Here is a 23,475-nt window from a genome sequence, read left to right on the forward strand (position 1 = left end):
GAGGGACAATCTCTCCCATCATTCACACCCAAGTTACGTCACACCCGCTGCCAGCCTGAACCGTCTTGCTGAACAACTGGTTGCCCGCGGCCCGCGCCTGCCGGAATTTGCCCCTCGAATTTTCCGCAAATGCGGCATAGGGAAGGGGCGACAACAGAGGACGATGCCCATGAATTCCATCCGCCCCCTGCCTGCCTATCTGGTCCAGCGCTTCCACGGCTGGCGCGCGACCACCTATCAGGACAACCGCGCCTGGTATCGCCGCCTGGCCGAAAGCGGCCAGCATCCCCGCGCCATGGTGATCTCCTGCTGCGACAGCCGCGTCCACGTCACGTCGATCTTCGGGGCGGACGAGGGCGAGTTCTTCATCCACCGCAACATCGCCAATCTGGTGCCGCCCTACACTCCGGACGGCGAACGCCACGGCACCTCAGCGGCGGTGGAATATGCCGTCACCTCGCTTGGCGTGGCGCATATCGTCGTGCTCGGCCATTCCAACTGCGGCGGGGTCAAGGGCTGCCGTGACATGTGCACCGGCCACGCCCCACAGCTGGAGGAGAAGACCAGCTTCGTCGGCCGCTGGATGGACATCCTGCGCCCCGGCTTCGACAAGGTGGCCCACCTGCCCGAGGCCGAGATTTTGCAGGCGCTGGAAAAGCAGGCGGTGCTGACCAGTCTCGAAAACCTGTTGACCTTCCCCTTCGTGAAGCAGGCCATCGACAACGATCTCCTCACGCTACACGGGCTGTGGAACAACACCGGTGAGGGGCTTCTGGAAAACTACGATCCCGCGCGCGGCGGGTTCTTCCCGGTCTGATTACCCCGCGCCGCGGACCGTGCGGCTGAACAGGCCCGCCAGTCGCAGCTGCCAGCGCTTCGGCGGCCAGCCCGACGAAGCCGTGATAGGTTCCCGTGGTTCCAGGATGGCGCTGGTGGTGATGCTCTGCGTCTTGCCCGACCCGTAGAACGCAGGCGCCCTGCAGATCATCGCGGTCAGCCACCCGCGCTCCGTCGCCAAAAGCCGGTTCTGCGCGATGGCGGCCCGAACCAGCCCCTTCGGCCTTGCAATATCTCAATAGACCGGAACCGGCAGCCCCTGACATAGTATCCATCAGAGGCGGCGGCAGGCTTGACGCGATGTCGCGCAAAACAGGATCAGGATGCGTTTCACGTTCCCTCACAGCCATGCCTTTCCTGGAGGCCGCGTCACGATGCACGATGACGGGACGGCGGAGCCGGACTGTCTGGTCGAGTTCGGCGATGGCGTCACCGTCATCGGGGAATGGCAGGCCCAGGGCGATGCCATCCGGCTTTCCGTCCCCGACTACAGCACGGCAAGGGGCACGCTCGTGTCGGCGCGTAGCTGGCGGCTTGCCAAGGGCGCAGACAGTCTTTGGCGGTCGGAGCGCCTGTCGTGAGCGCCGAAAGGAAGGGCAGCCCATGACCCGACGCATTCTCCACGTCGTCACCAACGTGTCCCACTACGCCGACCCGGAGGAGCCAACGGGCCTGTGGCTTTCCGAACTGACCCATGCCTGGGACATCTTCGAGGCAAAGGGATATCAGCAGCGCATCGTCAGCCCGAAGGGCGGCGCCACGCCGCTGGAGCCGCGCGCGTTGAAATGGCCGCTGCTGGACGCCTCCGCAAGGGCATGGCTGGACGACCCCGTCCGGATGGAACTGCTGGCCCGGACGGCGCGACCGGATCAGATCGATGCTTCCCGATTTGACGCGATCTATTTCACCGGCGGCCATGCCGTGATGTGGGACTTCCCCGACGATGCCGGGTTGCAGCAGTTGGTCCGCGGCATCTGGGAACAGGGCGGCATCGTCGCGTCGGTCTGCCACGGCTATTGCGGCCTGCTCAATGTCCGGCTGGGCGACGGGACGCTTTTGGTGACAGGCAGGCGCGTCACCGGCTTCGCCTGGGCGGAGGAGGTGGTCGCAGGCGTCGCCCGCAAGGTGCCCTACAATGCCGAGGCCGAGATGAAGCGGCGCGACGCCCGCTATCAGAAGGCGCTTTTGCCGTTCCTGCCCCATGCCATCGCCGATGGGCGCCTCGTCACCGGGCAGAATCCCTTCTCCGCCAAAGCCACCGCCCGAAAGATCCTGGCTTTGCTGGAGGCCGGTCCGCCGAAGGTCGCATAGACTTTCGCGGGAACGGACTTGACCGGTTGCGCGTCGAACCGGCAGGGTCGGCGGCAGACGGGAGCGGCGCGGAATGAACAGGCCAGACGGCGATGCGGAAACCCGGCTGCGCCAGGCAGTCCTGACGCTGGTCGCCTGGCTGGGCGTGACCCTGCTCCTCGGGCATCTCCTGCGCGGCGGCGAGGTTTTCTCGATCGCCGACATCGTCGCTGCCCTGTCGCAGGGCATTGCCTGGAACGTCCTTCTGGGCCTGGCGGTGCTGGCCATCGCCACCCGGCTCTGCGGCTGGTCGGATCTCGGTTTCCGTGCGCCGCCGCTGCGGCTGACCCTTCGCCTGATGTGGTTTCCCGTCCTCCTCCTCTTGCCGATCCTTGGTCTCGCGCTCGCCATCGGCCTGCCGCCACCCCGCGCGACCGCATTCCTTGCCGTGAACACGCTGATCGTCGCCCTGTCCGAGGAATGGATGTTCCGCGGCATCCTCTTCCGCGCGCTCGCCGCGCGGCACCGGCCCTGGACGGCGATCCTGCTGACCTCCTTCATCTTCGGCGCGGTCCATGTGCTGAACGGCTTCACCTTCGGCGACCTGATGCAGTCGAGCGCCCAGGCCGTCGCGGCGATGATGACCGGGCTCCTTCTGGTGGCGCTCCTGATCCGCACCGGCTCGATCTGGCCTGCGGTGGGCTTCCACATGATCTGGAACTTCGGCCTGCTCCTTGTCGCTTATGAGGCTGCGCAGCAGACCATGCCGGAAAACCCGTTGCCTCTGGCGGCCTATCTGGCACCGCTGGCCCTGGTTATGCCCAACCTCCTTTACGCGCTCTATCTCCTGCGCAAGGTGGGACGCGACGCCGTTGGCCCGGATCGTGGTTGATGGACTGCAAATGCCAAGGACCAGGCCTTTGATTCAAATACGCCTTCGTCGGCTGTCCCGCGTGGACACCGCCCCGTGTTGCCTGCTTCCCCTGCCGCCGCCCGGCAGGTAGACTTCCCGGTACGAGCATTTCCCGAAAGGCCCTTTCCATGCCGCATCGCCCCGACCGTCGCAGCGTTCTGGCCGGGCTTGCCGCCCTTCCCGCCTTGTCGGGTGCAGGACTGGCCGGACCGGTGGAGCAGCCCTTCAGCCTGCGGGTCATCATGTCGGGCCACAGTCTCACCGACCCGATCCCGGCACCCCTGGCCCGCATGGTCGCCGCCGCCGGAGGCTTGCAGGATCCCCCCATCGAAAACTCCACCGTTCCCGGCAGCACGATGAAATACCGCTGGCAGCCGGACAGCCCGATGGTCATCGATGCCCGCCGGATCATCGGCGACTATGACAGGCTGATTCTGACAGAGCGGGTCCCGGTGCGGTCGGCCATCACCTGGGAGGAGACCGAAAAATACGCGCTGACCTGGTTCGAGCACGCCTGGAAGCACGGAAACGGCGGCCGCGGGGCCGAGACGATCCTCTACGCTTCCTGGGTGGGCATCGGCAGCGGGCCGGGCAATACCGACCCCTACGACATGCCGGACGAAGGCCAGATCCCCTTCCGCGAGCGGCTGGACCTGGAACTGGGCAGCTGGCGGGAGGTCGTCGCGTTCGTCAACGGGAAGCGGCCGAAGGGCAGCCCGCGGATGCGGCTGATCCCGGGACCGAAGATCATGGCCTCGATCTTCGATGCCATTGCGGCGGGCACCGCGCCCGGGTTGACGGCGATGCAGGACCTGTTCGAGGACAACATCCACCCCAACCGCAAGGGCGCCTACCCGATCGCGCTTGCGCATTTCGCGGTGATCTACGGCCGCAATCCCCAGAGCGTGCCGACGCTTCGCGGCGAGGAAGGCTGGCCCTCACCCGACCAGCAGGACTGGATGAAGTCGCTGGTCTGGGACGTCCTGCGCAACGACCCCGACAGCGGGCTGGCCTAGGCTTTCCGCTTCGCCTCGATCACCTCCCAGATGCGGCGGGCGGCATTGGTGCCGTCGAACCGCTCCAGCTCCTGGATGCCGGTGGGCGAAGTGACGTTGATCTCGGTCAGCCAGTCGCCGATCACGTCGATGCCGACGAAGACCTGGCCCTTCTCGCGCAGGGTGGGGCCGATGATGCGGCAGATTTCCAGGTCGCGCTCGGTCAGGCCGATCTTCTCGGGCCGCCCGCCGACATGCATGTTCGACCGCGTCTCGCCCGCCTGCGGCACCCGGTTGATTGCGCCCACCGGCTCGCCGTCGACCAGGATCACCCGCTTGTCGCCCTGAGCCACGGCGGGCAGGAACTTCTGCACGATCAGGGGCTCGCGGTTGATGCCCATGAACAGCTCATGCAGGGACGAGAGGTTGCGGTCGTTCGGGTCCAGCCGGAACACGCCCGCGCCGCCGTTGCCGTAGAGCGGCTTCAGGATGATGTCGCCGTGCCGGGCCTTGAAGGCGCGGATCGTGGCCAGGTCGCGGGCGATGGCGGTGGGGGGGGTCAGCGCCGGGAAGCGCAACACCATGAGCTTTTCCGGGCTGTTCCGCACCCAGAACGGGTCGTTCACCACCAGCGTCTTCGGATGGATCATCTCCAGAAGATGCGTGGTGGTGATGTAGCCCATGTCGAAAGGCGGGTCCTGCCGTAGCCAGACGACGTCGTAGTCGCCGAGGTCGACCTCCGTCTCTGCGCCATAGGTGACGTGATTCCCGATCTCGCGCCGCACCTCGATGGGCCAGCCCCGCGCGATGACCCGGCCTTCGACGAAGGCCAGCCTGTCGGGCGTATAGAAGAACAGTTCATGCCCGCGCTCCTGGGCTTCCAGCGCGATGCGGAACGTCGAATCCGCGTTGATGTTGACCGACCCGATCGGGTCCATCTGCAGGGCTACCTTCAGGGGCATGGCTCACTCCTCCGTTCCAGGAAGTGATGGCCGATGCCGCCGGAAGATGCAATTCAGCCCGCGAAGGCGTTTTCCAGCACTTCGATGCGGCCCTTGCCATCGACCAGCGCCAGGTCGATGCGGACATCGGTCAAGAGGCCTTTGGGTTCGCCCGCCAGGAATTCGTCGACCGTCGCGAAGATGCGCCCGATCTGGGCCTGCGAGATATGCGAGGCCGCCATGTCATGCGTCTGGCTTTGCTTCACCTCGACGAAGATCACCTCATCGCCGCGGCGACCGATCAGGTCGATTTCGCCGGTGATCCCGCGCCAGTTCCGGGCGCAGATCGCGATGCCCCGGTCTTCGTACACCCGGGCGACCGAGGCTTCCGCCGCATGACCCGCGTGATAGTTCGCCCGGCCGCGTTCCGAGCGGGAACGCCTGACGGGGGCGGAGACGAAGTCGAACGGCATGAGCTATCCCTGGCTGCGATCGAGAGCGATCCGGTACGCGATCTTGCGCGACACACCCAGAGTCTGCGACACAAAAGTTGCAGCATCCTTAACGGACATCGTCTGCAACGCCGCATCCAGTGCGGCGCCGATGCTGTCCTCCGTCGCCTCGGTGGGCGCGGCCCGGTCGACCAGCACCACGATCTCGCCCTTGACCTCGCGCGCTGCGACCTCGGCGGCAAGGGTCGCCAGATCGCCGCGCAGCACCTCCTCGAAGCGCTTGGTCAGTTCGCGGCAGACGACGGCCTGCCGCGCCCCGCCCAGCGTCGCCGCCATTTCGGCCAGCAGCGCCGCGAGGCGCTTCGGGCTTTCATAAAGGATCAGCGTGGCCTGCACTCCCGCCAGGTCTTCAAGGAAGCTGCGCCGCGCACCCTGCGCCGAAGGCGGGAAGCCTGCGAAGAAGAAGCGGTCCGAGGGCAGGCCGGACAGCGTCAGCGCGCAGATCGCCGCGCAGGGACCGGGGGCGGCGGTCATCGGCAGGCCCGCCGCCGCCACCGCCCGCGCAAGTTCGAAACCGGGGTCCGAGATCAGCGGCGTCCCGGCTTCCGAGGCATAGGCGAGGCTTCTGCCTTCAGCCAGCAGCCCGACCAGCCGCTGCAGCTGCCCCTCGCCCGAATGGTCGTGATAGGCGATCAGCGGGCGCCCGTTCAGCGGGATGCCGTGGATCTCCATCAGGTGGCGCAGGGTGCGGGTATCCTCGGCCACCAGCACATCCGCCCCCGCCAGCACGTCCAGCGCCCGAAGCGTGATGTCCCGCGCCGCGCCGATGGGGGTCGATACGAAATGCAGTCCCGGCGGAATGGCGCGCAGGGCGGGTTTATGGGCTGCGTCAGCGGGGTCCGGGCCTTGCCTCACAAGTTTACTTCCCCTGCCGAACCCTTTACCCTGCCGGACAAACGCAGCGCGCTGCCACAGTGAGGAACCACCATGTTGTCCGTTATTCGCCGGGCCCGCAAGTCGCTGGGTCAGTTCTGTGTCGGCCTTGGCGCCCTGGTGCTGTCCGGCTGCGTGGCGACGGGGCCCGGCACGGTGCCCCCGGCCAATGGCGGATCGGTTCAGGTGGCGCTTTTGGTCCCCTCAGGCTCGGGTCAGTCGCAGGATGAACTTTTCGGCGCGAACCTGGAAAACGCCGCCCGGCTGGCGATGAACGACCTCTCCGGCGTCAACATCGACCTGCGCGTCTACAAGACCGGCGGCAGCCCGGCGAAGGCTTCGGCGCTGGCGAAACAGGCAGTGGACGAGGGTGCGCAGGTGATCCTGGGGCCGTTCTATTCCGAAGAGGCCAATGCCGCCGGCGTCGCGGTGGCGAACTCCGGGGTGAACGTTCTGGCCTTCTCGAACAACGCGGCCATCGCGGGCGGCAATGTGTTCGTCCTGGGCCAGACCTTCGACAATACCGCCCGGCGGCTGGCCGGTTATGCGGTGCGCAACGGCAAGTCCAAGGTCCTGATCGTGCATGACCGCAACGTCGCGGGCGAGGTCGGCAAGTCCGCCATCGAACGCGGGGTCGCCTCGGCCGGTGGGTCGGTCGTGGGCGTGACCTCCTATGAATTTTCGCAGAACGGCATCATGCAGGCGGCTTCGGGCATCGTCGGCACTGCCCGGTCCTCGGGTGCGACGGCGCTGTTCATGACGGCCGACACGGCAGGGGCGCTGCCCTTGCTCAGCCAGCTTCTGGTCGACAACGGCATCGACAAGAGCATCGTCCAGTTCATCGGCCTGACCCGCTGGGATATCCCGCCCGCCACGCTGGCCCTGCCGGGCGTGCAGGGCGGCTGGTTCGCCATGCCCGATCCCGGCCTGCAGGCGCAGTTCCGCGCGCGTTATGCGGGCGCCTATGGCAGTCAGCCGGTGCCGGTGGCGGGCCTCGCCTATGACGGGATCGCGGCCATCGGCGCGCTGGCGAACCGGGCCAAGGGCGGCGGGCCGCTCACCAAGGGCGACCTGACGCAATCGGCGGGCTTCGCCGGGGTCTCGGGCATATTCCGCCTGTTGCCGAACGGCACAAACGAGCGCGGCCTTGCGGTGGCGACGATCCGGGCGAACCAGGTCGTGGTGATCGAGGCGGCCCCCCGCAGCTTCGGCGGCGCCGGGTTCTGAGCGCGGGTTCCCCCATCGTGACAGGACCGGTCGAGGCCGCAACTCGCCCCTCGTTGGCCCTTGTCGGCTATCCGGTCCCGGATGCGGCGGAATTGACGGCCAGGGTGCTTTCGGGTCTGCGCGATGTGGCGGCAGACCCCAAGGCGGCCCGCTCCCTGGTGGTACAGGACCTGCAAGCCGCCAAGGCCGAAGCCACCACCGCCTTCGAGGCGGCCTTTCTGCAAGCCCCCCGCCAGGCCCGCGCGCTGATCTCGGCGCAATCTGATCTGACCGATGTGCTGGTGCAGGTCACGCTTGCCGCTGCCATGCGCCTGCATCCCCTGGCGAACCCCACCGATGCCGAGCGGATCGCGGTCCTGGGTGTCGGCGGCTACGGCCGGGCCGAGATGGCGCCGCAGTCGGACGTGGACCTTCTGTTCCTGACGCCGTGGAAGATCACGCCCTGGGCGGAGAGTGTCATCGAGACGATGCTCTACATGCTGTGGGACCTGAAGCTGAAGGTCGGCCATTCCAGCCGGACGGTGAAGGACTGCATCCGCCTCGGGCGCGAGGACATCACCATCCGCACCGCGCTTCTGGAACATCGCTTCATCTGCGGCCATGCGCCCTTGGCCGAGGAGTTGGACACGCGGCTGTGGAGCGAGCTGTTCCGGAATTCCGGCCCCGAGTTCATCGAGGCCAAGCTGGCCGAGCGGGCCGAGCGCCACAGGCGGCAGGGCGGCCAGCGCTATGTGCTGGAGCCGAACGTGAAAGAGGGCAAGGGGGGCCTGCGCGATCTCCAGACGCTTTACTGGATCGGGAAATATCTGCACCGGGTGCCCTCGTCCGAGGGGCTGGTCGGGGCGGGGCTTCTCAGCCGCGATGAATTCGAAGGCTTCGCCCAGGCCGAGGATTTCCTCTGGGCCGTGCGCTGCCATCTGCACTACATCACCGGGCGGCCGACCGATACGCTGACCTTCGACCTGCAGGTCGAGGTGGCGGCGCGGATGGGCTACCGCGATGCCGGGGGGCGTCGCGCGGTCGAGCATTTCATGCAGGACTACTTCCGACTCGCCACCCGCGTGGGCGAGTTGACCCGGATCTTTCTGACCCAGCTGGAAGCCCGCCACGCCAAGCGCGAGGCCTCGCTTTTCGGCCTCTTCAAGATGACCAAGCGCGTCAAGCCCGGCTACAACCTGGTACAGGGCCGCATCGACGTGAAGGACCCGCAGGAATTCCTGAAGGACAAGCTGAACCTGCTGCGCGTCTTCGAGGAAGGGCTGCGGACCAAGTATCTCCTGCACCCCAACATCATGCGGATCGTGACCGCGCATCTCGACCTGATTGACGACGACATGCGCGAGGATCCCGAAGCGCAGCGCATCTTCCTCGACCTCCTCCTGAAGCACGGGAATCCCGAACGCAGCCTTCGCCGGATGAACGAGCTGGGGGTGCTCTCGGCCTTCATCCCGGAGTTCGAGCCCATCGTCGCGATGATGCAGTTCAACGTCTACCACCACTACACGGTCGACGAGCACATCATCCAGACCATCTCCTGCCTGGCCCAGATCGAGCGCGGCGAACTGGTCGAGGACCTGCCCCTGTCCTCCTCGATCCTGAAGGAGGGGATCAACCGGCGCGTGCTCTATGTGGCCCTCCTCTTGCACGACATCGGCAAGGGCCGGCCCGAGGACCATTCCATCCTCGGCGCACAGATCGCCCGGCGGGTCGCGCCAAGACTGGGGCTGGACGCCGAGGAATGCGAGACGGTGGAATGGCTGGTGCGCTACCACCTTCTCATGTCCGACATGGCGCAGAAGCGCGACATCGGCGACCCGCGCACGGTGCGCGACTTCGCCAAGGCGGTGAAGACGCGCAAGCGGCTGGACCTGCTGACGGTGCTGACGGTCTGCGACATCCGGGGGGTGGGGCCGGGCACCTGGAACAACTGGAAGGCCATGCTGCTGCGCCAGCTGTACAAGCAGACGGCCGATGCGCTGGAAGGCGGTCTGGAAACCCTGAACCGCGAGAACCGGCAAGAGGAAGCGACCCGCGCGCTGGCCGAGCGGCTGGCGGAATGGGACCCGGCGGTGCTGGAGCATGAGCTGACGCGCCACTATGCGCCTTACTGGCAAGGCCTGTCGACCGATACGCATGAGGTCTTCGCGCGCCTCCTCCAGGGCCTTGGCGACGACGAGATCCGCATCGACCTTCATCCCGACGCCGACCGCGACGCGACCCGCGCCTGTTTTGCGCTCGCCGACCACCCCGGCATCTTCAGCCGCCTTGCCGGGGCGCTGGCGCTGGTCGGGGCCAATGTGGTGGATGCGCGGACCTATACCTCCAAGGACGGCTATGCGACCGCCGTCTTCTGGGTGCAGGACATCGAGGGCCACCCCTACGAGGTCGCCCGCCTGCCGCGCCTGCGCCAGATGATCGACAAGACGCTGCGGGGCGAGGTGGTGGCGCGCGAGGCGCTGAAGGATCGCGACAAGATCAAGAAGCGCGAGCGCGAGTTCCGCTTCCCGACCCATATCACCTTCGACAACGAAGGGTCGGAGATCTACACGATCATCGAGGTCGACACCCGCGACCGGCCCGGCCTGCTGTATGACCTGACCCGCACGCTGGCGGTGAACAACATCTACATCGCCAGTGCCGTGATCGCGACCTATGGCGCGCAGGTGGTGGATACCTTCTACGTCAAGGACATGTTCGGCCTGAAGCTGCACCAGAAGCACCGGCAGGAGGCGCTGGAGAAGAAGCTGCGCCAGGCCATCGCGGAAGGGGCGGAAAGGGCCATCGCATGAGCGGCTCGCGCGGGATGATCCGCAGTATCGTCACACTGGGCGGCTGGACCCTGGTCTCGCGGGGCGCGGGGCTGGTGCGTGAACTGATGATGGCCGCTTATCTGGGCGCGGGGCCGGTGGCGGACGCCTTCAACGTGGCTTTCAGCCTGCCGAACATGTTCCGCCGTTTCTTCGCGGAAGGGGCGTTCAACCAGGCCTTCGTGCCGCTTTACGCCAAGAAGCTGGAAAGCGGGGAGGATGCCGAGGAATTCGCGCGAAACGCTTTCTCCGGCCTCACCACCTTCCTGATCATCTTCACCCTGATCGGCACCCTTGCCATGCCGCTTCTGGTCTGGGCGATGGCCGCGGGCTTCGTCGGCGACGGGCGCTTTGACATGGCGGTCGATTTCGGGCGGATCACCTTCTGCTACATCGGCTTCATCTCGCTCTTCGCGCTGCTCTCCGGCATCCTCAACGCGCATGGGCATTTCGCCGAGGCGGGGGCGGTCCCGGTGCTGATGAACCTGGTCTTCATCGCCGCCATGCTGCTCGCCGCCCGGATGGGCTGGGACATGGGCCTGACGCTGGCCTGGACCACGCCTGTTACCGGCATCGCGCAGCTTCTGTGGACGATGTATGCCGCCCGCCGCATCGGGTTCATTCCCCGCCTGCGCTGGCCGCAACTGACGCCCGACTTCAGGCGCCTGATGGTCAACATGGGGCCTGCACTCCTTGTCGGCGGGGTGGTCCAGATCAACCTCCTCGTCTCGCGTCAGGTCGCCTCGGGCACCGAGGGTGCGATCTCCTGGCTGGTCTATGCCGACCGGCTGTATCAGCTGCCGCTGGGCGTCGTGGCCATCGCCGTGGGCACTGTCCTGTTGCCCGAGCTGTCCCGCCGCCTGCAAGCCGGAGACGCTGCCGGGGGGCGCGAGGCCTTCAACCGCGGCACGGAATTCGCCCTCCTCCTGACCCTTCCCGCCGCCGTCGCCCTTGTGGTGATCGCGCTGCCCATCACCGAGGTTCTGTATCAGCGCGGCAAGTTCGATGCCGAGGATACCGCCGCCACCGCGCTGGCGCTGGCGATCTACGGCCTGGGCCTGCCTGCCTTCGTTCTGCAAAAGGCCCTGCAACCGCTGTTCTACGCCCGCGAGGACACCCGCAGCCCCTTCCGCTATGCCGTCTGGTCGATGGCGCTGAACGCCGCCCTCGCCTTTGGCCTGATGCCCTTGATCGGCTTCTCCGCCGCCGCCTGGGCCACGACCCTTTCCGCCTGGGTCATGGTCGGCCAGCTCTGGTGGGGCGCGCGGCGGCTGGGCGAGGAGACCCGCTTCGACGCGCGCTTCCTGTCCCGCTTCTGGCGCATCGCCGCCGCCTCGGCCCTGATGGGCGCCGCGCTGTGGGGCGGCTGGGCGCTTTTGCTGCCGATGCTGGAGGCCAAGACCTACCGCATTCTCGCCCTCGCGCTCCTCATCGCGCTTGGCATGGCCAGCTACGCGCTTGCTGCCTTCGCGCTCAAGGCCGTCCGGCTTTCAGACCTGAAGGCGCTGCGCCGTCAGCGCTGACGGATCATCTGCACCACGCGGGCAAACCCGCCGGGGCTGACCACGAAGGACAGCAGGAACCCGGTGGCGAAGCCCGCGACCTCGGCCACCCAGTCCCAGCCGCCGCCGAAGAGAAGGCCGAAGACCAGCTGAACCATCAGCAGCATTCCGATCAGGGTGAAGGCCCGCAGACGGTTTGCGCCCGCCAGTGCCAGCCTCGTCCAGATCAGGAAGGTGAAGGCCCCAATCAAGCCGTAGACCCCGGGGAATGCGCCGATCAGCTGCATCCGGAGCCCCGGCACCAGCAGCCCATACGCCGCGCCCCCCACGATCACCGCGCCAAGGAACACCACCAGCACGCCCCACCAGCGGAAGACGCTCGCCACCATGTTGCCAAGCGCCAGAAGCATGACGATCGCGAAAAGCGCATGGCTGAAACTGCCGTGCACCATCGCATAGCTCACCAGCCGGGGCAGCTCCTCCAGCGGCTGGCCGCCGGTGCTCCACTGGTGCTTCAGCAGTTCGGGGAAAAGCCCGAACCGCTCCACCGCCTGCAAACGCCAGCCCACCGCCTGGGGTCCGCCCACCACCCCCGCCTGGCCCAGCGACAGCACCACCTCCATCGCGATCAACGGCAGGGCCAGCAGCCAGACCACCCAGGGCAAGGGGTTCAACGGGGCTGCGCTGTGATCCTGGTCCATGCCTGTCCTGCCTGATTGACGCCTCTCACCCCTTCGATTACGCGGGATCGCAAGCTTAATCCAGACGGAGCCAGTTCCATGTCCTCCCCGGTCTCGCCCGATCAGAAAGGTGGCCAACCGCCGAAAGCCTTCACGCCGCGCATCTTCTCGGGCATCCAGCCCTCGGGCGGGCTGACGCTCGGCAACTACCTCGGCGCGCTGAAGCGCTTCGTCGAAAAGCAGGATGAGGGCATCGAGACGATCTACTGCCTGGTCGACATGCATGCGATCACGGTCTGGCAGGACCCCGAGAAGTTGCGTCAGCAGACCCGTGAGGGTGCGGCGGCCTTCATCGCGGCGGGGATCGACCCCAAGCGCTCGATCCTCTTCAACCAGAGCCAGGTCTCGGCCCATGCCGAGCTTGCCTGGATCTTCAACTGCGTCGCGCGCATGGGCTGGATGGGCCGCATGACCCAATGGAAGGACAAGACCGCCGGCAAGAACGCCGAGGCGGCGAGCCTTGGTCTCTTCGCCTATCCTGCGCTGATGGCCGCTGACATCATGGCCTATCATGCCACCATGGTTCCGGTGGGCGAGGACCAGAAGCAGCACCTGGAGCTGACGCGTGACATCGCGATCAAGTTCAACAATGACTACAAGGTGGATTTCTTCCCGGTGGTCGAACCCCTGATCGAAGGCGCTGCCACCCGGGTCATGAGCCTGCGGGACGGCACCAAGAAGATGTCGAAGTCCGACCCGTCGGATCAAAGCCGGATCAACCTGACCGACGATGCCGACACCATCGCCGCCAAGATCCGCAAGGCGAAGACCGACCCGGAGCCGCTGCCGGACACCGCCGAGGGCCTGAAGGACCGGCCCGAGGCGCGCAATCTGGTCAACATCTATGCGGCCCTTGCAGGGCATACGGTCGACCAGGTGGTCCGCGATTTCGCGGGCGCGCAGTTCGGCGCCTTCAAGCCCGCCTTGGCCGATCTCGCGGTGGCAAAGCTGTCGCCGATCACCAGCGAGATGAACCGCCTGATGGCCGACCCGGCCGAGATCGACCGCATCCTCGGCGACGGGGCCGACCGTGCCGACGCCATCGCCCGCCCGATCATCGAGCAGGTCTACGAGATCACCGGCATGGTCCGCTCGCGCAAGTGATCCACAGCTTTTGGCAGGCCGCAACCCGGCCTGTCATATTCCCGATTCAGCGCGCGGCTAGCCTCATGGCGTTCGGAGATGCGATCTGTCCCCATCGCCCGGCCCGGCCTGTCTGCCCCTGAATGGCAGGGCCTTCCCGACACGCCCCCGTGCCCCGCACGGGGGCCTTTTTCCATTCCGGCGTGTGTCCGCACCGATCTGGAAACCGGAAAGGACAAGCCTTTGACTCTGAAGAGACTCCCTTTCAACAAATCCGTTTTTCCACAGCTATTTTCCGAAGAAATCGCTTTACAGGCTTCCGCTTTGGTCACACCATATCTAGTAAGGGCCGCGTCGGGCAAACGCTGATCCTTGCCAGATACCCAGTTTCTAGTGGGTTTCGGCCCGCCGGAAGCTTCATCATGAGGCCGGGCATGTCGCTTTCCGAGGACTACGCGTCGATGGAAGATCTCCATCCCATCGACATCGTCGAGACCCTGGCCCAACACCATGCCTGGGAATTCGACCGCGTGACCGACGACCAGATCGCCATGGCGGTCGAGGGTCAGTGGCGCACCTATTCGCTGACGCTGGCCTGGTCGGAACAGGACGAAACCCTGCGCCTGATCTGCACCTTCGAGATGGAGCCGCCCGAAGAGAAGATCGGCGCGCTTTACGATGTGCTGAACCGCTGCAACGACATGGTCTGGTCTGGCGCCTTCACTTGGTGGGCGGATCAGAAGCTGATGGTCTGGCGCTATGGGCTGGTGCTGTCCGGCGGGCAGATGGCGGGGCCGGAACAGATCGACCGGCTGATCGCAGCGGCGGTGATGGCCTCGGAACGCTTCTACCCGGCGTTCCAGCTGGTCTCTTGGGGCGACCAGTCCCCGGCCGAAGCGATGAAAGTCGCCATTGCCGAGGCTTACGGCCGCGCCTAACCTCTCCCCGGTTTGAAGGGGGTGTCCATGACTCTGGATCGCGTGGCCCGGGACGGGCTGGTGCTGCTTGGCTGCGGCAAGATGGGGACGGCTTTGCTGACGGGCTGGCTGGCGGCGGGTGTGCCGCCGGGATCGGTCTGGGTGATCGAGCCCAATCCGACCGACTGGCTGAAAGGCAGCGGAGTTCATCTGAATCAAGGGGTTCCGCCTGCGCCCGCCGTGGCGCTGCTGGCGGTGAAGCCGCAGATGATGGGGGCGGCGCTGCCCGCTTTGCAGGCACTGGGCAACGGTTCGACCCTCTTCGTCTCCATCGCCGCCGGGACCACGATCGCCAGTTTCGAGGCCGCTTTGGGCGGTCGCACCCCCATCGTCCGCACCATGCCGAACACCCCGGCGATGGTGGGGCGCGGGATCACGGCGCTGGTCGGCAATGGGCATGTGTCCCCCTCGGATATCGTTCTGGCGAAAAGCCTGATGGCGGCGGTCGGGCAGGTGGTAGAACTGTCCGGTGAAGATCAGATTGACGCTGTGACCGCAGTCTCCGGTTCGGGTCCCGCTTATGTCTTCCACCTGATCGAGACGATGGCGACCGCTGGCGAGGCCGAGGGGCTGCCTGCCGACATCGCGATGCAGCTTGCCCGCGCGACGGTCTGCGGGGCAGGCGAGCTTGCCTTCCAGAGCCCTGAAAGCGCTGCACAGTTGCGCATCAATGTCACCTCTCCCGGCGGCACCACGGCGGCGGCGCTGGGTGTGTTGATGGAGCCGGAGACCGGCTTCCCGGCGCTGCTGAAGCGGGCGGTGAAGGCCGCGGCCGACCGGGGACGGGAGCTGGGAAAGTGACCATCACCTACGCCGATTTCGAGAAGGTGGACATCCGCGTCGGCCGCATCACCCGCGCCGAACCTTTCCCGGAGGCGCGGAAACCGGCCTACAAGCTCTGGGTCGATTTCGGGCCGGAGATCGGCGAGAAACGATCCTCGGCGCAGATCACGAAGCACTACAACCCTGACCAACTGGTTGGACGGCAGGTGCTGGCGGTGGTGAACTTCCCGCCCCGGCAGATCGGGCCTGTCATGTCCGAGGTACTGGTGCTGGGTCTGCCGGATGAGGAGGGCCAGGTCGTGCTGATCGGGCCGGGCCATGATGTTCCGCTGGGAGGAAAACTGTTTTGAAGCAACGCATTCTGATCACCCGCCGTCTGCCCGACCGTGTGCTGGAGGCCGCGCGCGAGCGGTTCGACGTGACACTGCGCGACCGGACCGAGGTGCTGTCGCCCGAGGAGCTCCGCGCGGCGCTGCGAGACTTCGACGCGGTGCTGCCGACATTGGGCGACCGCTTCCAGGCCGATGTTTTCGCGGATGTTCCGAACCCACGGGCGAAGATCCTTGCCAATTTCGGGGTGGGCTACAACCACATCGACGCCGGGGCCGCCAAGGCTGCGGGGCTGGCCGTGACGAACACGCCGGGGGCGGTCACGGATGCGACGGCGGATATCGCGGTTTCCCTCATCCTGATGACCGCCCGGCGGCTGGGCGAGGGCGAGAGAATCCTGCGTGCCGGGGTCTGGGAGGGCTGGGGGCCGGTGCAGATGCTGGGCACCCATGTCACTGGAAAACGCCTTGGAATCATCGGCTTCGGTCGGATCGGAAAGGCGATCGCGAAGCGCTGCCACTACGGGTTCGACATGGAGGTGGTGTTCTACAACCGCTCCAAGGTCGAAGACCCCGGCCTGCCTGCGCGGCAGGTGGAGATGGCCGAGGCGATGGCGGCGGATTTCGTCGTGGTGGCGGTGCCGGGCAGCAAGGAAACCCATCACCTGATCGACGCCAAGACCTTGGGAATGATGCGGAAAACCGGCATTCTGGTGAACATCTCGCGTGGTGACGTGGTCGACGAGCACGCGCTGATCGACGCGCTGCAACAAGGCCGGATCGCGGGGGCGGGGCTGGACGTCTATGAATTCGAGCCCAAGGTCCCGGCGGCGCTGATCGCAATGGAGAACGTGACGCTGCTGCCGCATCTGGGCACGGCCTGCCTGGAGGTGCGCGAGGCGATGGGGATGATGGCGGTGGCGAACCTGATCGCCTGGGCCGAGGGAAAGCCGCCGCCGAACCTGGTTAATCCCTGACGGAATTCCGGGCGAAGCCCGCGTTTGGAATGGGTATGGGTTCGGTATGGCTTCCGTCCATACGCGCGTATGGGCGGAAGACCGTTAACCTTGGGTGGGGTTGAACCCCACCCTACGGGCGTCACGCTGCCTGCTGCTCTCCCCCGAACCGGCCATAGAAGGTCTGGCCCTTCTCTGCCATCTCGCGCAGGAGCGCCGGGGCATGGAAGCGCGGCCCGAACTGCGCGGTGAGGCCCCGGCAGATTTCCACCGCCTTCGCCGCGCCGATCATGTCCAGCCACGAGAACGGCCCGCCTGACCACGGGGCGAAGCCCCAGCCGAGGATCGCGCCCACGTCGCCCTCGCGGATGTCGGTCAGGACACCTTCTTCCAGCGCGCGGACCGCCTCCAGCACCTGCGCGAAGAGGAGGCGATGCTGCACGTCGGCCAGCGAGGGCTGCGCCTTGTCCAGCGGGTATTTGTGTTCCAGCCCGTCCCACAGGCCCAGACGTTCGCCCTTGTCGGAGTAGGCATAGAACCCGGCATTGGCCTTCTTGCCCAGACGGCCCTGGTCGGCCATCCAGAAGAGGACATGGTCCACCGCCTCGTCCGGGTAGTCCTTGCCCATCGCGGCCTTGGTCGCCTTGGCGATCTTCACGCCCAAGTCGATGGAGGTCTCGTCAACCAGTTGCAGCGGACCGAGCGGCATTCCCACCAGCTTCGCGGCATTCTCGACCAGCGCCGGTTCTACCCCCTCGGCCACCATGCGGATGCCTTCGTTAATATAGGGGATGATGCAGCGGTTGGCGTAGAAGAAGCGGGCGTCGTTCACGACGATGGGGGTCTTCCTGATCTGGCGGACGAAATCCAGCGCCTTGGCGACGGCGCGGTCGCCGGTGGCTTTGCCACGGATGATCTCGACCAGCATCATCTTGTCGACAGGGCTGAAGAAGTGGATGCCGATGAACTGCTCCGGCCGCTTCGATGCCGCCGCCAGCCCGGTGATTGGCAGAGTAGAGGTGTTGGTGGCATAGATGCAATCCGCGCCCACCACGGCCTCGACCTTGTGGGTCACATCGGCTTTGACCTTCGGGTCCTCGAAGACCGCCTCGACCACCAGATCGACCCCGTTCAGTGCGGCATAGTCGGTGGTCGCGGTGATGCGGGCGAGGACGTCCGCCTTCTTCTCTGCCGTCACCTTGCCGCGCTTCATGCCCTTGTCGAGCAACTCTTCGGAATGGGCCTTGCCGCGATCCGCCGCCTCTTGCGTGGAGTCGATCAGGACAACCTCGATCCCGGCATTCGCGCTGACATAGGCGATGCCCGCGCCCATCATCCCCGCGCCGATGACGCCGAGTTTTTTCACCGCCATATCCTCGACCCTGGGCCGGTTCGCGCCCTTTTCCAGCGCCTCCTTGTTGATGAAGAGGCTGCGGATCATGGCGCTGGACGAGGGGTTCATCAGCACCGAGGTGAAATGCCGCGCCTCGATCTTCAGCGCGGTGTCGAAGGGGACGAGCGCGCCTTCATAGACGGCGGCGAGCAGGGCTTTGGCCGCCGGATAGACACCCATCGTCTTGCCGTGCACCATCGCGGAAGCGCCGACGAAGGTGGGGAAGCCGGGGGCGGAATAGGGCGCGCCGCCGGGCATCTTGTAGCCTTTGGCGTCCCAGGGTTTCACCAGGTCGGCCTCGGTGGCCGAGAGGACCCACTCCTTCGCCCGCTTGAGCAGGTCTTCGGGGGCGACGACCTCGTCGATCAGCCCGGCGGCCTTGGCGGATTTCGGGTCCGACAGCTTGCCCTCCAGCAGGAAGGGCGCCGCCATCATCGCCCCCAGCTTGCGCGACAGCCGCGTGGTGCCGCCTGCGCCGGGGAAGATGCCGACCAGGATTTCCGGCAGGCCGATCTTGGCCTTGGGATTGTCGGCGGCGATAATGCGGTGACAGGAAAGCGGCAGTTCCAGCCCGATCCCCAGCGCGGTGCCGGGCAGGGCGGCGACGATGGGCTTGCCGCCTTTCAGCGTTTTCGGATCCATCCCGGCGCGCTCGATCTTGCGCAGCACATGGTGCATCTGCATCACGCCGTCGAAGATGGCCTGCGCCCCACCGGCCCGCATTTTCGCGATGACGTTCAGGTCCATCCCCCCGGCAAAATCCTTCTTGCCCGAGGTGATGATGATACCCTTGACCGCAGGGTCGGCCAGCGCGTGGTCGACCAAGCCGTTCAGGGTCATGAAGGCCTCGGTCGACATGACGTTCATCGACTTGGACTTCACGTCCCAGGTGATGGTGGCGACGCCCTCGGCATCGGTGGTCATGGTGAAGTCGGTCATCGGTTCGTCTCCTTGGGCCAGCCGGGATAGGGGGTGCCGTCCTTCCTTGCGAAGGTGCGGAGGCCGTTCCGGCGCGAGTAATGCAGGTCGATGTCGGGGTAGTGGCAGGCGTCCTCGGCGAAACGGGTTCCCACGATGAACAGCCTCGCGGGTTCGGTGCCGTGGTTGCGCAGGCAATGAGCGTTGGGAACGCCGGCGGGCCAGCAGGCGCAGGCGCCGGGGCCGATCTGGCGCGGGCCGCAGTCTTCCAGAAGCGTGACGCTGCCGTCGAGGACGTAGAGGACGTAGAGGAACTCGTCCTCCTCCTCGTGCCAATGGCGCAGCGAGGTCAGCGCGCCGGGCTGCAGGATTTCCACGACGGCGCCGAACTGGGTCAGCCCGCCCGCGTCGGAGAGCGCGATGTCCCAGGCGTCGCCGAGGTCGCCGAACTGCGCGGGGTAATTGCTCTGGCAGTAGACCTCCGGGACCGAGCCCGCGCGGATCAGGTTCGGGCGCGGGGTGCCGTCGAAGGGGGTGCCCCAGGGGGCAGGGAGGTTCAGAAGCTCTGCCGGCAGCTCTCCGCCTTTCAGGACGGTGCCGTTGCTGGCGACGATCTGCCAGCTGGTCTCGCCGTTGATCTGGCGGCGACCGTCGTCGGGATAGGTGCAGATATCGCCCTTGCAGCGCGAGCCGACGATCAGCCAGCGGCAGGGCTGATCGGCCCGGTTGGTGAGGTGATGCGCGTTCGGGTCGCCATGGCGCCAGCAGACGGCATCGCCGGGGACGAGGTCGGTCATTCCATTGTCGTCGCGCAGGGTTGCGGTGCCGGAGAGGAGATACAGGAACTCGTCCTCGGCCGAATGCCAGTGGCGGAAGCTGGACCAGGCACCGGGGTCGAGCGTGTCGAGAGAGGCGCCGAACTGGGTGATCCCGCCCGCGACCGACAGGTGCAGCGTGTGCAGCCCTTTCTCGCCGCTGCTAGGCGCGGTGGCGGGATCGACGATCATGCGCGCCCCATGGTCAACCCAAGGTCATGCTGTTTGACGGCGGGGGCGTCGGCGACAGGCGAAGGGTCGGCCTTTATCCGGAAATAGGATTCGGAAAACCGCCATGCCTCGCCCCGGCGCACGATGGCGTGGTGCGAGAGATGCGGGTAGGTGACATGCTCGCCGTTCGAGATGAGATGGGTGTGGTGCCAGCCTTCGATCCGGTCGCGCTGGACGTAGTCGGCGGAGCGCGCGACCCGTTCGTAATGCGTGACACCCTGCGCCAGCAGCGTGTCGACCAGCGCCTGGAAGGCCAGGCGAAGCTCATCCAGGGTGGTGACGAGCAGGCGGGAGGTCTCGAAATGGACCAGGTAGGGCAGGTCGATCTCTCTGGCATAGGCGTCGAAATCGCGCGCCAGGATGGCGGCGGACATGCGGTCGAGCGCGTCCTGATAGAGGTCGAGCGGGTTCATCTTGGGCCTGTCCAGTCGCTGCCGTCCTTGTAGGTGAAGCGGGCCTTGCCCGCTTTCGTCTCGATCCGCATGTCGATGTCGGAATAGGTCGCCACCTCGCGCGGGGCCTTCGATCCGACGACCAGGAAGCGTGCCACCCTGTCGGTGCGGTTGATGAAATGGTGCCCGTCGGTGCTGCCCGCCGGGAAGGCCGCGCAGTCGCCAGCACGCATCAGCGTTTCGCCCGCGTCCTGTACCAGCGTGCATTCGCCCTCGGTCACCATCACGAACTCGTCTTCGTTCTGGTGCCAGTGCCGCAGGGAGGACAGCGCGCCCGGCTCCAGGCTGACCAGGTTCACGCCGAACTGGGTGAGGCCGCCCGCATCGCCCAGCCGCAGCGAGGAGCGTCCCTTCATCATGGCGGCGTAGGGTTCGGGGTAGATCGAGCCGGTCTTCACCGGCGCTTTCGTCAGGTCGATTACCGGCATGGGACCTCCAGCGGATGGGCCGGCGCCCGACTGGAGCGATCCCCCGGTATCAGGCGGTGAGGGCGAGTGTTGCGAACTCTTGATTCAACTCGGGCATCGAGAGACGGGTATAGTTCACCATCTCGGTCCGAAGGCCAAGCTCGGTGGTCTTGCAGTAATACACCGCCTGCGACATGCGCGTGCCCTCGGCGGGGAAGGCGATCTCCTGCCAGTCGATCCAGACGCGGAAGCGCCCCGCGCGCGGCAGGTCCACGGCCGAGATGCTGGGCCGCAGCGCGACGACCCCACGCCTGGCCAGCGCCGCGCGAAGGTGCGAGAAGACCAGCAGGGCATGATCCGGGCCGCCGATCAGCAACCGGCTGGGATGCAGGAAGACCGGCAGCGGGTAGACATAATCCGCGGCCATCCCGGCGAGCTGGCCGGAAAGCAGCAATTCTGCCCGGTTGCGAAAATGCGACAAAATCTGCGAATGCAGCATGAAATGGATTCCCAAAACGTTTTGGATATCCACCCATCTTGGGAGAATCACCCTTCGCGCGGCGTAGGATTGCGACAGCCGCTGTTGCGAAACCGACATGGACGTGGCGTCGCGGACAACGCATGTCGGTTGTGCCGCAGTTTGCCATCACACCCGCTCGATGATCGTGGCCGCGCCCATGCCGCTGGCGATGCAGAGCGTGGCGAGGCCCAGTTCCTTGTCTTGCCGCTCCAGCTCGTCCAGGAGCGTGCCGATGATGATCGCCCCGGTCGCGCCGAGGGGGTGGCCCATGGCGATGGAGCCGCCGTTGACGTTGACCAGCGAAGGGTCGACGTCGAAGGCTTGCTGGAAGCGCAGCACCACGCTGGCGAAGGCCTCGTTCACCTCGAAGAGGTCGATGTCGCGGATGGCGATCCCGCTGTCCTTCAGGATCTTCTGCGTCGCAGGCACCGGGCCGGTCAGCATGATCGTGGGATCGGTGCCGATCTTCGCCGTGGCGCGGATGCGCGCGCGGGGCTTCAGTCCGTGCGCCTTGCCGAACTCGGCATTGCCGATCAGCACCGCCGCCGCCCCATCCACGATTCCGCTGGAGTTTCCGGCGTGGTGGATATGCTCGATCCGTTCCAGATGCGGATATTTCATGATCGCGATCTTGTCGAAGCCGGGCATCGCCTCGCCCATGTCCTTGAAGGCGGGCTTCAGCGCGCCGAGCGCCTGCATGTCGGTGCCGGGGCGCATGTATTCGTCGGTTGCGAGGATCGGCAGCCCGTTCTGGTCGGTGATCGTCAGGACCGATTTCTCGAACCGCCCCTCGGCCCAGGCCTGCGCCGCCCGGCGCTGGGATTCCACTGCCAGCGCATCGGCCTGGTCGCGGGTGAAGCCGTATTCGGTGGCGATGATGTCTGCGCTGATCCCCTGCGGCACGAAATAGGTCTTCATCGCAAGGCCCGGATCGACGGCGATCGCCGCGCCGTCCGAGCCCATCGCGACCCGCCCCATCATCTCTACCCCGCCGGCGATATAGGCCCGGCCCGCGCCACCCTTTACCTGGTTGGCGGCAAGGTTCACCGCCTCCATGCCCGACGCGCAGAAACGGTTGATCGCAAGGCCCGGAATGCGTTCGTCGAGGTCCGAGGCCAGCACCGCCGACCGCGCGAGGCAGCCGCCCTGTTCGCCCACCTGGGTGACATTGCCCCAGATCACATCCTCGACCGCGTGGCCTTCCAGCCCGTTCCGGTCCTTGACCGCGTTCAGCACCTTGGCCGACAGCGCGACTGAGGTCAGCTCGTGCAGCGACCCGTCGGGACGGCCCTTGCCGCGGGGGGAACGGACAGCGTCATAGATGAAGGCGTCGGTCATGGTCGTCTCCTTACGCGGGGAAGGCCCGCTGCATCAGGTCGTAGGGATGTTTCCAGCCGGGCAGCGCGCTGATGCGGTCCAGCCAGGCGTCGATGTGGGGCCAGTCCTTGCGGTCGAAGCCGTAGGGCTCGGGGTAATAGAGATAGCTGCAGCAGCTGAGGTCGGCGATGGTGAGGCTGTCGCCCACGAGCCAGTCACGCCCGGCAAGGTGATCGTTCAGAATGGTGTAGGCGGCTTTCAGGCGGCCCTGCAGGAAGGGGATCACCGCTTCGGGCCGCTTGTCGGGCGGCAGGAAGTTCATCAGGAAGCGGGTGGTGCCGATGGTGGTGGAAAGCTTGTGGTTGTCCCAGAACAGCCAGCGCAGCACCTCGCGCCGCTCTGCCGCCGAACGCCCGCCAAGCTTGCCGGTCTTGGAGGAAATGTAGTCGAGGATCACGCCGGACTGGGTGAGCGTGGCCTCGCCATCGACCAGCACCGGCACTTCGCCCATCTCGTTGATCTTGCGGAACTCGGGCGACCGCGCCTCGCCCTTGAAGAAGTCGACGAAGACCGGCTGCCATGAGGTGCCGGTCAGCTCCAGCGCCAGCGCGCATTTGTAGGCGTTGCCGCTTTCGCCGAAACAGTAGAGCTTCATGC

At 66.3% G+C, this 23,475-nt stretch carries 25 protein-coding genes; 13 read left to right on the forward strand and 12 right to left on the reverse strand.

Translation table 11 applies throughout. The features are described from left to right. The first annotated feature begins 169 nt into the window (after positions 1-169). On the forward strand, positions 170-817 hold the full coding sequence (locus tag V7Q39_RS08725; RefSeq protein WP_333816180.1) for a carbonic anhydrase: 648 nt from the start codon (positions 170-172) through the stop codon (positions 815-817). On the opposite strand, the gene V7Q39_RS08730 is transcribed toward V7Q39_RS08725, so the two are convergent. Further along, the gene (locus V7Q39_RS08730) at positions 818-988 is read right to left on the reverse strand and encodes a hypothetical protein (protein ID WP_333816181.1); all 171 of its coding nucleotides are present in this window, start codon (positions 986-988) and stop codon (positions 818-820) included. It abuts the gene before it with no gap. Positions 989-1,211: 223 nt separating this feature from the next. Between V7Q39_RS08730 and V7Q39_RS08735 the strand changes: the two genes are divergently transcribed. From V7Q39_RS08735 to V7Q39_RS08750, 4 genes are all read left to right on the forward strand, one after another. Continuing rightward, positions 1,212-1,418 carry a hypothetical protein gene (locus V7Q39_RS08735; protein ID WP_333816182.1) on the forward strand — a complete coding sequence of 69 codons (207 nt, stop codon included), beginning with the start codon at positions 1,212-1,214 and terminating at the stop codon, positions 1,416-1,418. 22 nt (positions 1,419-1,440) lie between these two features. Then, positions 1,441-2,148 (forward strand): type 1 glutamine amidotransferase domain-containing protein, encoded by a 708-nt coding sequence (locus V7Q39_RS08740; protein ID WP_333816183.1) that lies wholly within the window; start codon positions 1,441-1,443, stop codon positions 2,146-2,148. A gap of 73 nt (positions 2,149-2,221) precedes the next feature. Then, positions 2,222-3,019, forward strand: a complete 798-nt coding sequence (locus V7Q39_RS08745; RefSeq protein WP_333816184.1) for a CPBP family intramembrane glutamic endopeptidase — start codon at positions 2,222-2,224, stop codon at positions 3,017-3,019. Between the two features lie 149 nt (positions 3,020-3,168). Next, positions 3,169-4,056, forward strand: a complete 888-nt coding sequence (locus V7Q39_RS08750; protein WP_333816185.1) for a hypothetical protein — start codon at positions 3,169-3,171, stop codon at positions 4,054-4,056. Here the strand turns inward: V7Q39_RS08750 and gshB are convergent. From gshB to rsmI, 3 genes are read right to left on the reverse strand one after another with little or no spacing between them, the layout of a single operon-like run. After that, positions 4,053-4,997 (reverse strand): glutathione synthase, encoded by a 945-nt coding sequence (gene gshB / locus V7Q39_RS08755; protein WP_333816186.1) that lies wholly within the window; start codon positions 4,995-4,997, stop codon positions 4,053-4,055. The two genes, V7Q39_RS08750 and gshB, sit on opposite strands and share 4 nt — an antisense overlap. Positions 4,998-5,050: 53 nt before the next feature. Further along, positions 5,051-5,449: a YraN family protein gene (locus V7Q39_RS08760; protein ID WP_333816187.1), complete on the reverse strand. Its 399-nt coding sequence runs from the start codon at positions 5,447-5,449 to the stop codon at positions 5,051-5,053. A 3-nt stretch (positions 5,450-5,452) separates the two neighbouring features. Further along, on the reverse strand, positions 5,453-6,343 hold the full coding sequence (gene rsmI, locus V7Q39_RS08765) for a 16S rRNA (cytidine(1402)-2'-O)-methyltransferase (protein ID WP_333816188.1): 891 nt from the start codon (positions 6,341-6,343) through the stop codon (positions 5,453-5,455). A gap of 72 nt (positions 6,344-6,415) precedes the next feature. Here rsmI and V7Q39_RS08770 point away from each other — a divergent pair, with 72 nt between their 5' ends. From V7Q39_RS08770 to murJ, 3 genes are read left to right on the forward strand one after another with little or no spacing between them, the layout of a single operon-like run. Then, on the forward strand, positions 6,416-7,588 hold the full coding sequence (locus V7Q39_RS08770; protein WP_333816189.1) for a penicillin-binding protein activator: 1,173 nt from the start codon (positions 6,416-6,418) through the stop codon (positions 7,586-7,588). Between the two features lie 14 nt (positions 7,589-7,602). Then, complete coding sequence (locus tag V7Q39_RS08775; RefSeq protein ID WP_443082503.1) at positions 7,603-10,377, forward strand: [protein-PII] uridylyltransferase; 2,775 nt, start codon at positions 7,603-7,605, stop codon at positions 10,375-10,377. After that, positions 10,374-11,918, forward strand: coding sequence for a murein biosynthesis integral membrane protein MurJ (gene murJ, locus V7Q39_RS08780; protein ID WP_333816191.1), 1,545 nt, complete (start codon positions 10,374-10,376; stop codon positions 11,916-11,918). Before V7Q39_RS08775 ends, murJ begins: the two co-directional genes overlap by 4 nt. Here the strand turns inward: murJ and V7Q39_RS08785 are convergent. Beyond that, the gene (locus tag V7Q39_RS08785) at positions 11,909-12,598 is read right to left on the reverse strand and encodes a rhomboid family intramembrane serine protease (RefSeq protein WP_333816192.1); all 690 of its coding nucleotides are present in this window, start codon (positions 12,596-12,598) and stop codon (positions 11,909-11,911) included. The two genes, murJ and V7Q39_RS08785, sit on opposite strands and share 10 nt — an antisense overlap. Positions 12,599-12,676: 78 nt before the next feature. On the opposite strand from V7Q39_RS08785, the gene trpS reads away from it, so the two are divergent. From trpS to V7Q39_RS08810, 5 genes are all read left to right on the forward strand, one after another. Next, positions 12,677-13,741 (forward strand): tryptophan--tRNA ligase, encoded by a 1,065-nt coding sequence (trpS, locus tag V7Q39_RS08790; protein WP_333816193.1) that lies wholly within the window; start codon positions 12,677-12,679, stop codon positions 13,739-13,741. Between the two features lie 413 nt (positions 13,742-14,154). Further along, entirely contained in the window at positions 14,155-14,658 is a 504-nt protein-coding gene (locus tag V7Q39_RS08795; RefSeq protein WP_333816194.1) for a YbjN domain-containing protein, read from the forward strand. Positions 14,659-14,685: 27 nt separating this feature from the next. Further along, a complete protein-coding gene (gene proC, locus V7Q39_RS08800; protein ID WP_333816195.1) occupies positions 14,686-15,498 on the forward strand; it encodes a pyrroline-5-carboxylate reductase in 813 nt (270 codons plus the stop codon). Then, on the forward strand, positions 15,495-15,830 hold the full coding sequence (locus V7Q39_RS08805; RefSeq protein WP_333816196.1) for a tRNA-binding protein: 336 nt from the start codon (positions 15,495-15,497) through the stop codon (positions 15,828-15,830). Before proC ends, V7Q39_RS08805 begins: the two co-directional genes overlap by 4 nt. Further along, on the forward strand, positions 15,827-16,786 hold the full coding sequence (locus tag V7Q39_RS08810) for a 2-hydroxyacid dehydrogenase (RefSeq protein ID WP_333816197.1): 960 nt from the start codon (positions 15,827-15,829) through the stop codon (positions 16,784-16,786). Before V7Q39_RS08805 ends, V7Q39_RS08810 begins: the two co-directional genes overlap by 4 nt. 121 nt (positions 16,787-16,907) lie before the next feature. Here V7Q39_RS08810 and V7Q39_RS08815 read toward each other — a convergent pair whose 3' ends face one another. The 7 genes from V7Q39_RS08815 to V7Q39_RS08845 all read right to left on the reverse strand — a co-directional run bounded on the left by V7Q39_RS08815 (position 16,908) and on the right by V7Q39_RS08845 (position 23,473). Continuing rightward, complete coding sequence (locus tag V7Q39_RS08815; protein ID WP_333816198.1) at positions 16,908-19,097, reverse strand: 3-hydroxyacyl-CoA dehydrogenase NAD-binding domain-containing protein; 2,190 nt, start codon at positions 19,095-19,097, stop codon at positions 16,908-16,910. Beyond that, the gene (locus V7Q39_RS08820; RefSeq protein ID WP_333816199.1) at positions 19,094-20,083 is read right to left on the reverse strand and encodes a cupin domain-containing protein; all 990 of its coding nucleotides are present in this window, start codon (positions 20,081-20,083) and stop codon (positions 19,094-19,096) included. The genes V7Q39_RS08815 and V7Q39_RS08820 overlap by 4 nt, the downstream gene beginning before the upstream one ends. Beyond that, the gene (locus tag V7Q39_RS08825) at positions 20,080-20,535 is read right to left on the reverse strand and encodes a hypothetical protein (RefSeq protein ID WP_333816200.1); all 456 of its coding nucleotides are present in this window, start codon (positions 20,533-20,535) and stop codon (positions 20,080-20,082) included. The genes V7Q39_RS08820 and V7Q39_RS08825 overlap by 4 nt, the downstream gene beginning before the upstream one ends. Continuing rightward, on the reverse strand, positions 20,532-21,002 hold the full coding sequence (locus V7Q39_RS08830; RefSeq protein ID WP_333816201.1) for a cupin domain-containing protein: 471 nt from the start codon (positions 21,000-21,002) through the stop codon (positions 20,532-20,534). Before V7Q39_RS08830 ends, V7Q39_RS08825 begins: the two co-directional genes overlap by 4 nt. 49 nt (positions 21,003-21,051) lie before the next feature. Next, entirely contained in the window at positions 21,052-21,480 is a 429-nt protein-coding gene (locus V7Q39_RS08835; protein WP_333816202.1) for a hypothetical protein, read from the reverse strand. 147 nt (positions 21,481-21,627) lie between these two features. Next, the gene (locus tag V7Q39_RS08840) at positions 21,628-22,839 is read right to left on the reverse strand and encodes an acetyl-CoA C-acetyltransferase (protein WP_333816203.1); all 1,212 of its coding nucleotides are present in this window, start codon (positions 22,837-22,839) and stop codon (positions 21,628-21,630) included. A 10-nt stretch (positions 22,840-22,849) separates the two neighbouring features. Continuing rightward, positions 22,850-23,473: a glutathione S-transferase family protein gene (locus V7Q39_RS08845; RefSeq protein ID WP_333816204.1), complete on the reverse strand. Its 624-nt coding sequence runs from the start codon at positions 23,471-23,473 to the stop codon at positions 22,850-22,852. Positions 23,474-23,475 lie beyond the last annotated feature (2 nt).

Origin of the sequence: Tabrizicola sp. (assembly GCF_036781545.1) — a bacterium.
In the GTDB taxonomy this organism is placed as follows: domain Bacteria; phylum Pseudomonadota; class Alphaproteobacteria; order Rhodobacterales; family Rhodobacteraceae; genus Tabrizicola.

What these genes read in the sequence shown, in the direction of transcription:
- V7Q39_RS08820 (WP_333816199.1), bottom strand. Translation starts at nt 20,083, where the DNA reads ATGATCGTCGATCCCGCCACCGCGCCTAGCAGCGGCGAGAAAGGGCTG.
- V7Q39_RS08825 (WP_333816200.1), bottom strand. Translation starts at nt 20,535, where the DNA reads ATGAACCCGCTCGACCTCTATCAGGACGCGCTCGACCGCATGTCCGCC.
- murJ (WP_333816191.1), top strand. Translation starts at nt 10,374, where the DNA reads ATGAGCGGCTCGCGCGGGATGATCCGCAGTATCGTCACACTGGGCGGC.
- V7Q39_RS08770 (WP_333816189.1), top strand. Translation starts at nt 6,416, where the DNA reads ATGTTGTCCGTTATTCGCCGGGCCCGCAAGTCGCTGGGTCAGTTCTGT.
- V7Q39_RS08725 (WP_333816180.1), top strand. Translation starts at nt 170, where the DNA reads ATGAATTCCATCCGCCCCCTGCCTGCCTATCTGGTCCAGCGCTTCCAC.
- trpS (WP_333816193.1), top strand. Translation starts at nt 12,677, where the DNA reads ATGTCCTCCCCGGTCTCGCCCGATCAGAAAGGTGGCCAACCGCCGAAA.
- V7Q39_RS08845 (WP_333816204.1), bottom strand. Translation starts at nt 23,473, where the DNA reads ATGAAGCTCTACTGTTTCGGCGAAAGCGGCAACGCCTACAAATGCGCG.
- V7Q39_RS08785 (WP_333816192.1), bottom strand. Translation starts at nt 12,598, where the DNA reads ATGGACCAGGATCACAGCGCAGCCCCGTTGAACCCCTTGCCCTGGGTG.
- V7Q39_RS08840 (WP_333816203.1), bottom strand. Translation starts at nt 22,839, where the DNA reads ATGACCGACGCCTTCATCTATGACGCTGTCCGTTCCCCCCGCGGCAAG.
- V7Q39_RS08750 (WP_333816185.1), top strand. Translation starts at nt 3,169, where the DNA reads ATGCCGCATCGCCCCGACCGTCGCAGCGTTCTGGCCGGGCTTGCCGCC.
- V7Q39_RS08735 (WP_333816182.1), top strand. Translation starts at nt 1,212, where the DNA reads ATGCACGATGACGGGACGGCGGAGCCGGACTGTCTGGTCGAGTTCGGC.
- proC (WP_333816195.1), top strand. Translation starts at nt 14,686, where the DNA reads ATGACTCTGGATCGCGTGGCCCGGGACGGGCTGGTGCTGCTTGGCTGC.
- V7Q39_RS08745 (WP_333816184.1), top strand. Translation starts at nt 2,222, where the DNA reads ATGAACAGGCCAGACGGCGATGCGGAAACCCGGCTGCGCCAGGCAGTC.
- V7Q39_RS08815 (WP_333816198.1), bottom strand. Translation starts at nt 19,097, where the DNA reads ATGACCGACTTCACCATGACCACCGATGCCGAGGGCGTCGCCACCATC.
- V7Q39_RS08795 (WP_333816194.1), top strand. Translation starts at nt 14,155, where the DNA reads ATGTCGCTTTCCGAGGACTACGCGTCGATGGAAGATCTCCATCCCATC.
- V7Q39_RS08830 (WP_333816201.1), bottom strand. Translation starts at nt 21,002, where the DNA reads ATGCCGGTAATCGACCTGACGAAAGCGCCGGTGAAGACCGGCTCGATC.
- gshB (WP_333816186.1), bottom strand. Translation starts at nt 4,997, where the DNA reads ATGCCCCTGAAGGTAGCCCTGCAGATGGACCCGATCGGGTCGGTCAAC.
- V7Q39_RS08740 (WP_333816183.1), top strand. Translation starts at nt 1,441, where the DNA reads ATGACCCGACGCATTCTCCACGTCGTCACCAACGTGTCCCACTACGCC.
- V7Q39_RS08835 (WP_333816202.1), bottom strand. Translation starts at nt 21,480, where the DNA reads ATGCTGCATTCGCAGATTTTGTCGCATTTTCGCAACCGGGCAGAATTG.
- V7Q39_RS08730 (WP_333816181.1), bottom strand. Translation starts at nt 988, where the DNA reads ATGATCTGCAGGGCGCCTGCGTTCTACGGGTCGGGCAAGACGCAGAGC.
- V7Q39_RS08760 (WP_333816187.1), bottom strand. Translation starts at nt 5,449, where the DNA reads ATGCCGTTCGACTTCGTCTCCGCCCCCGTCAGGCGTTCCCGCTCGGAA.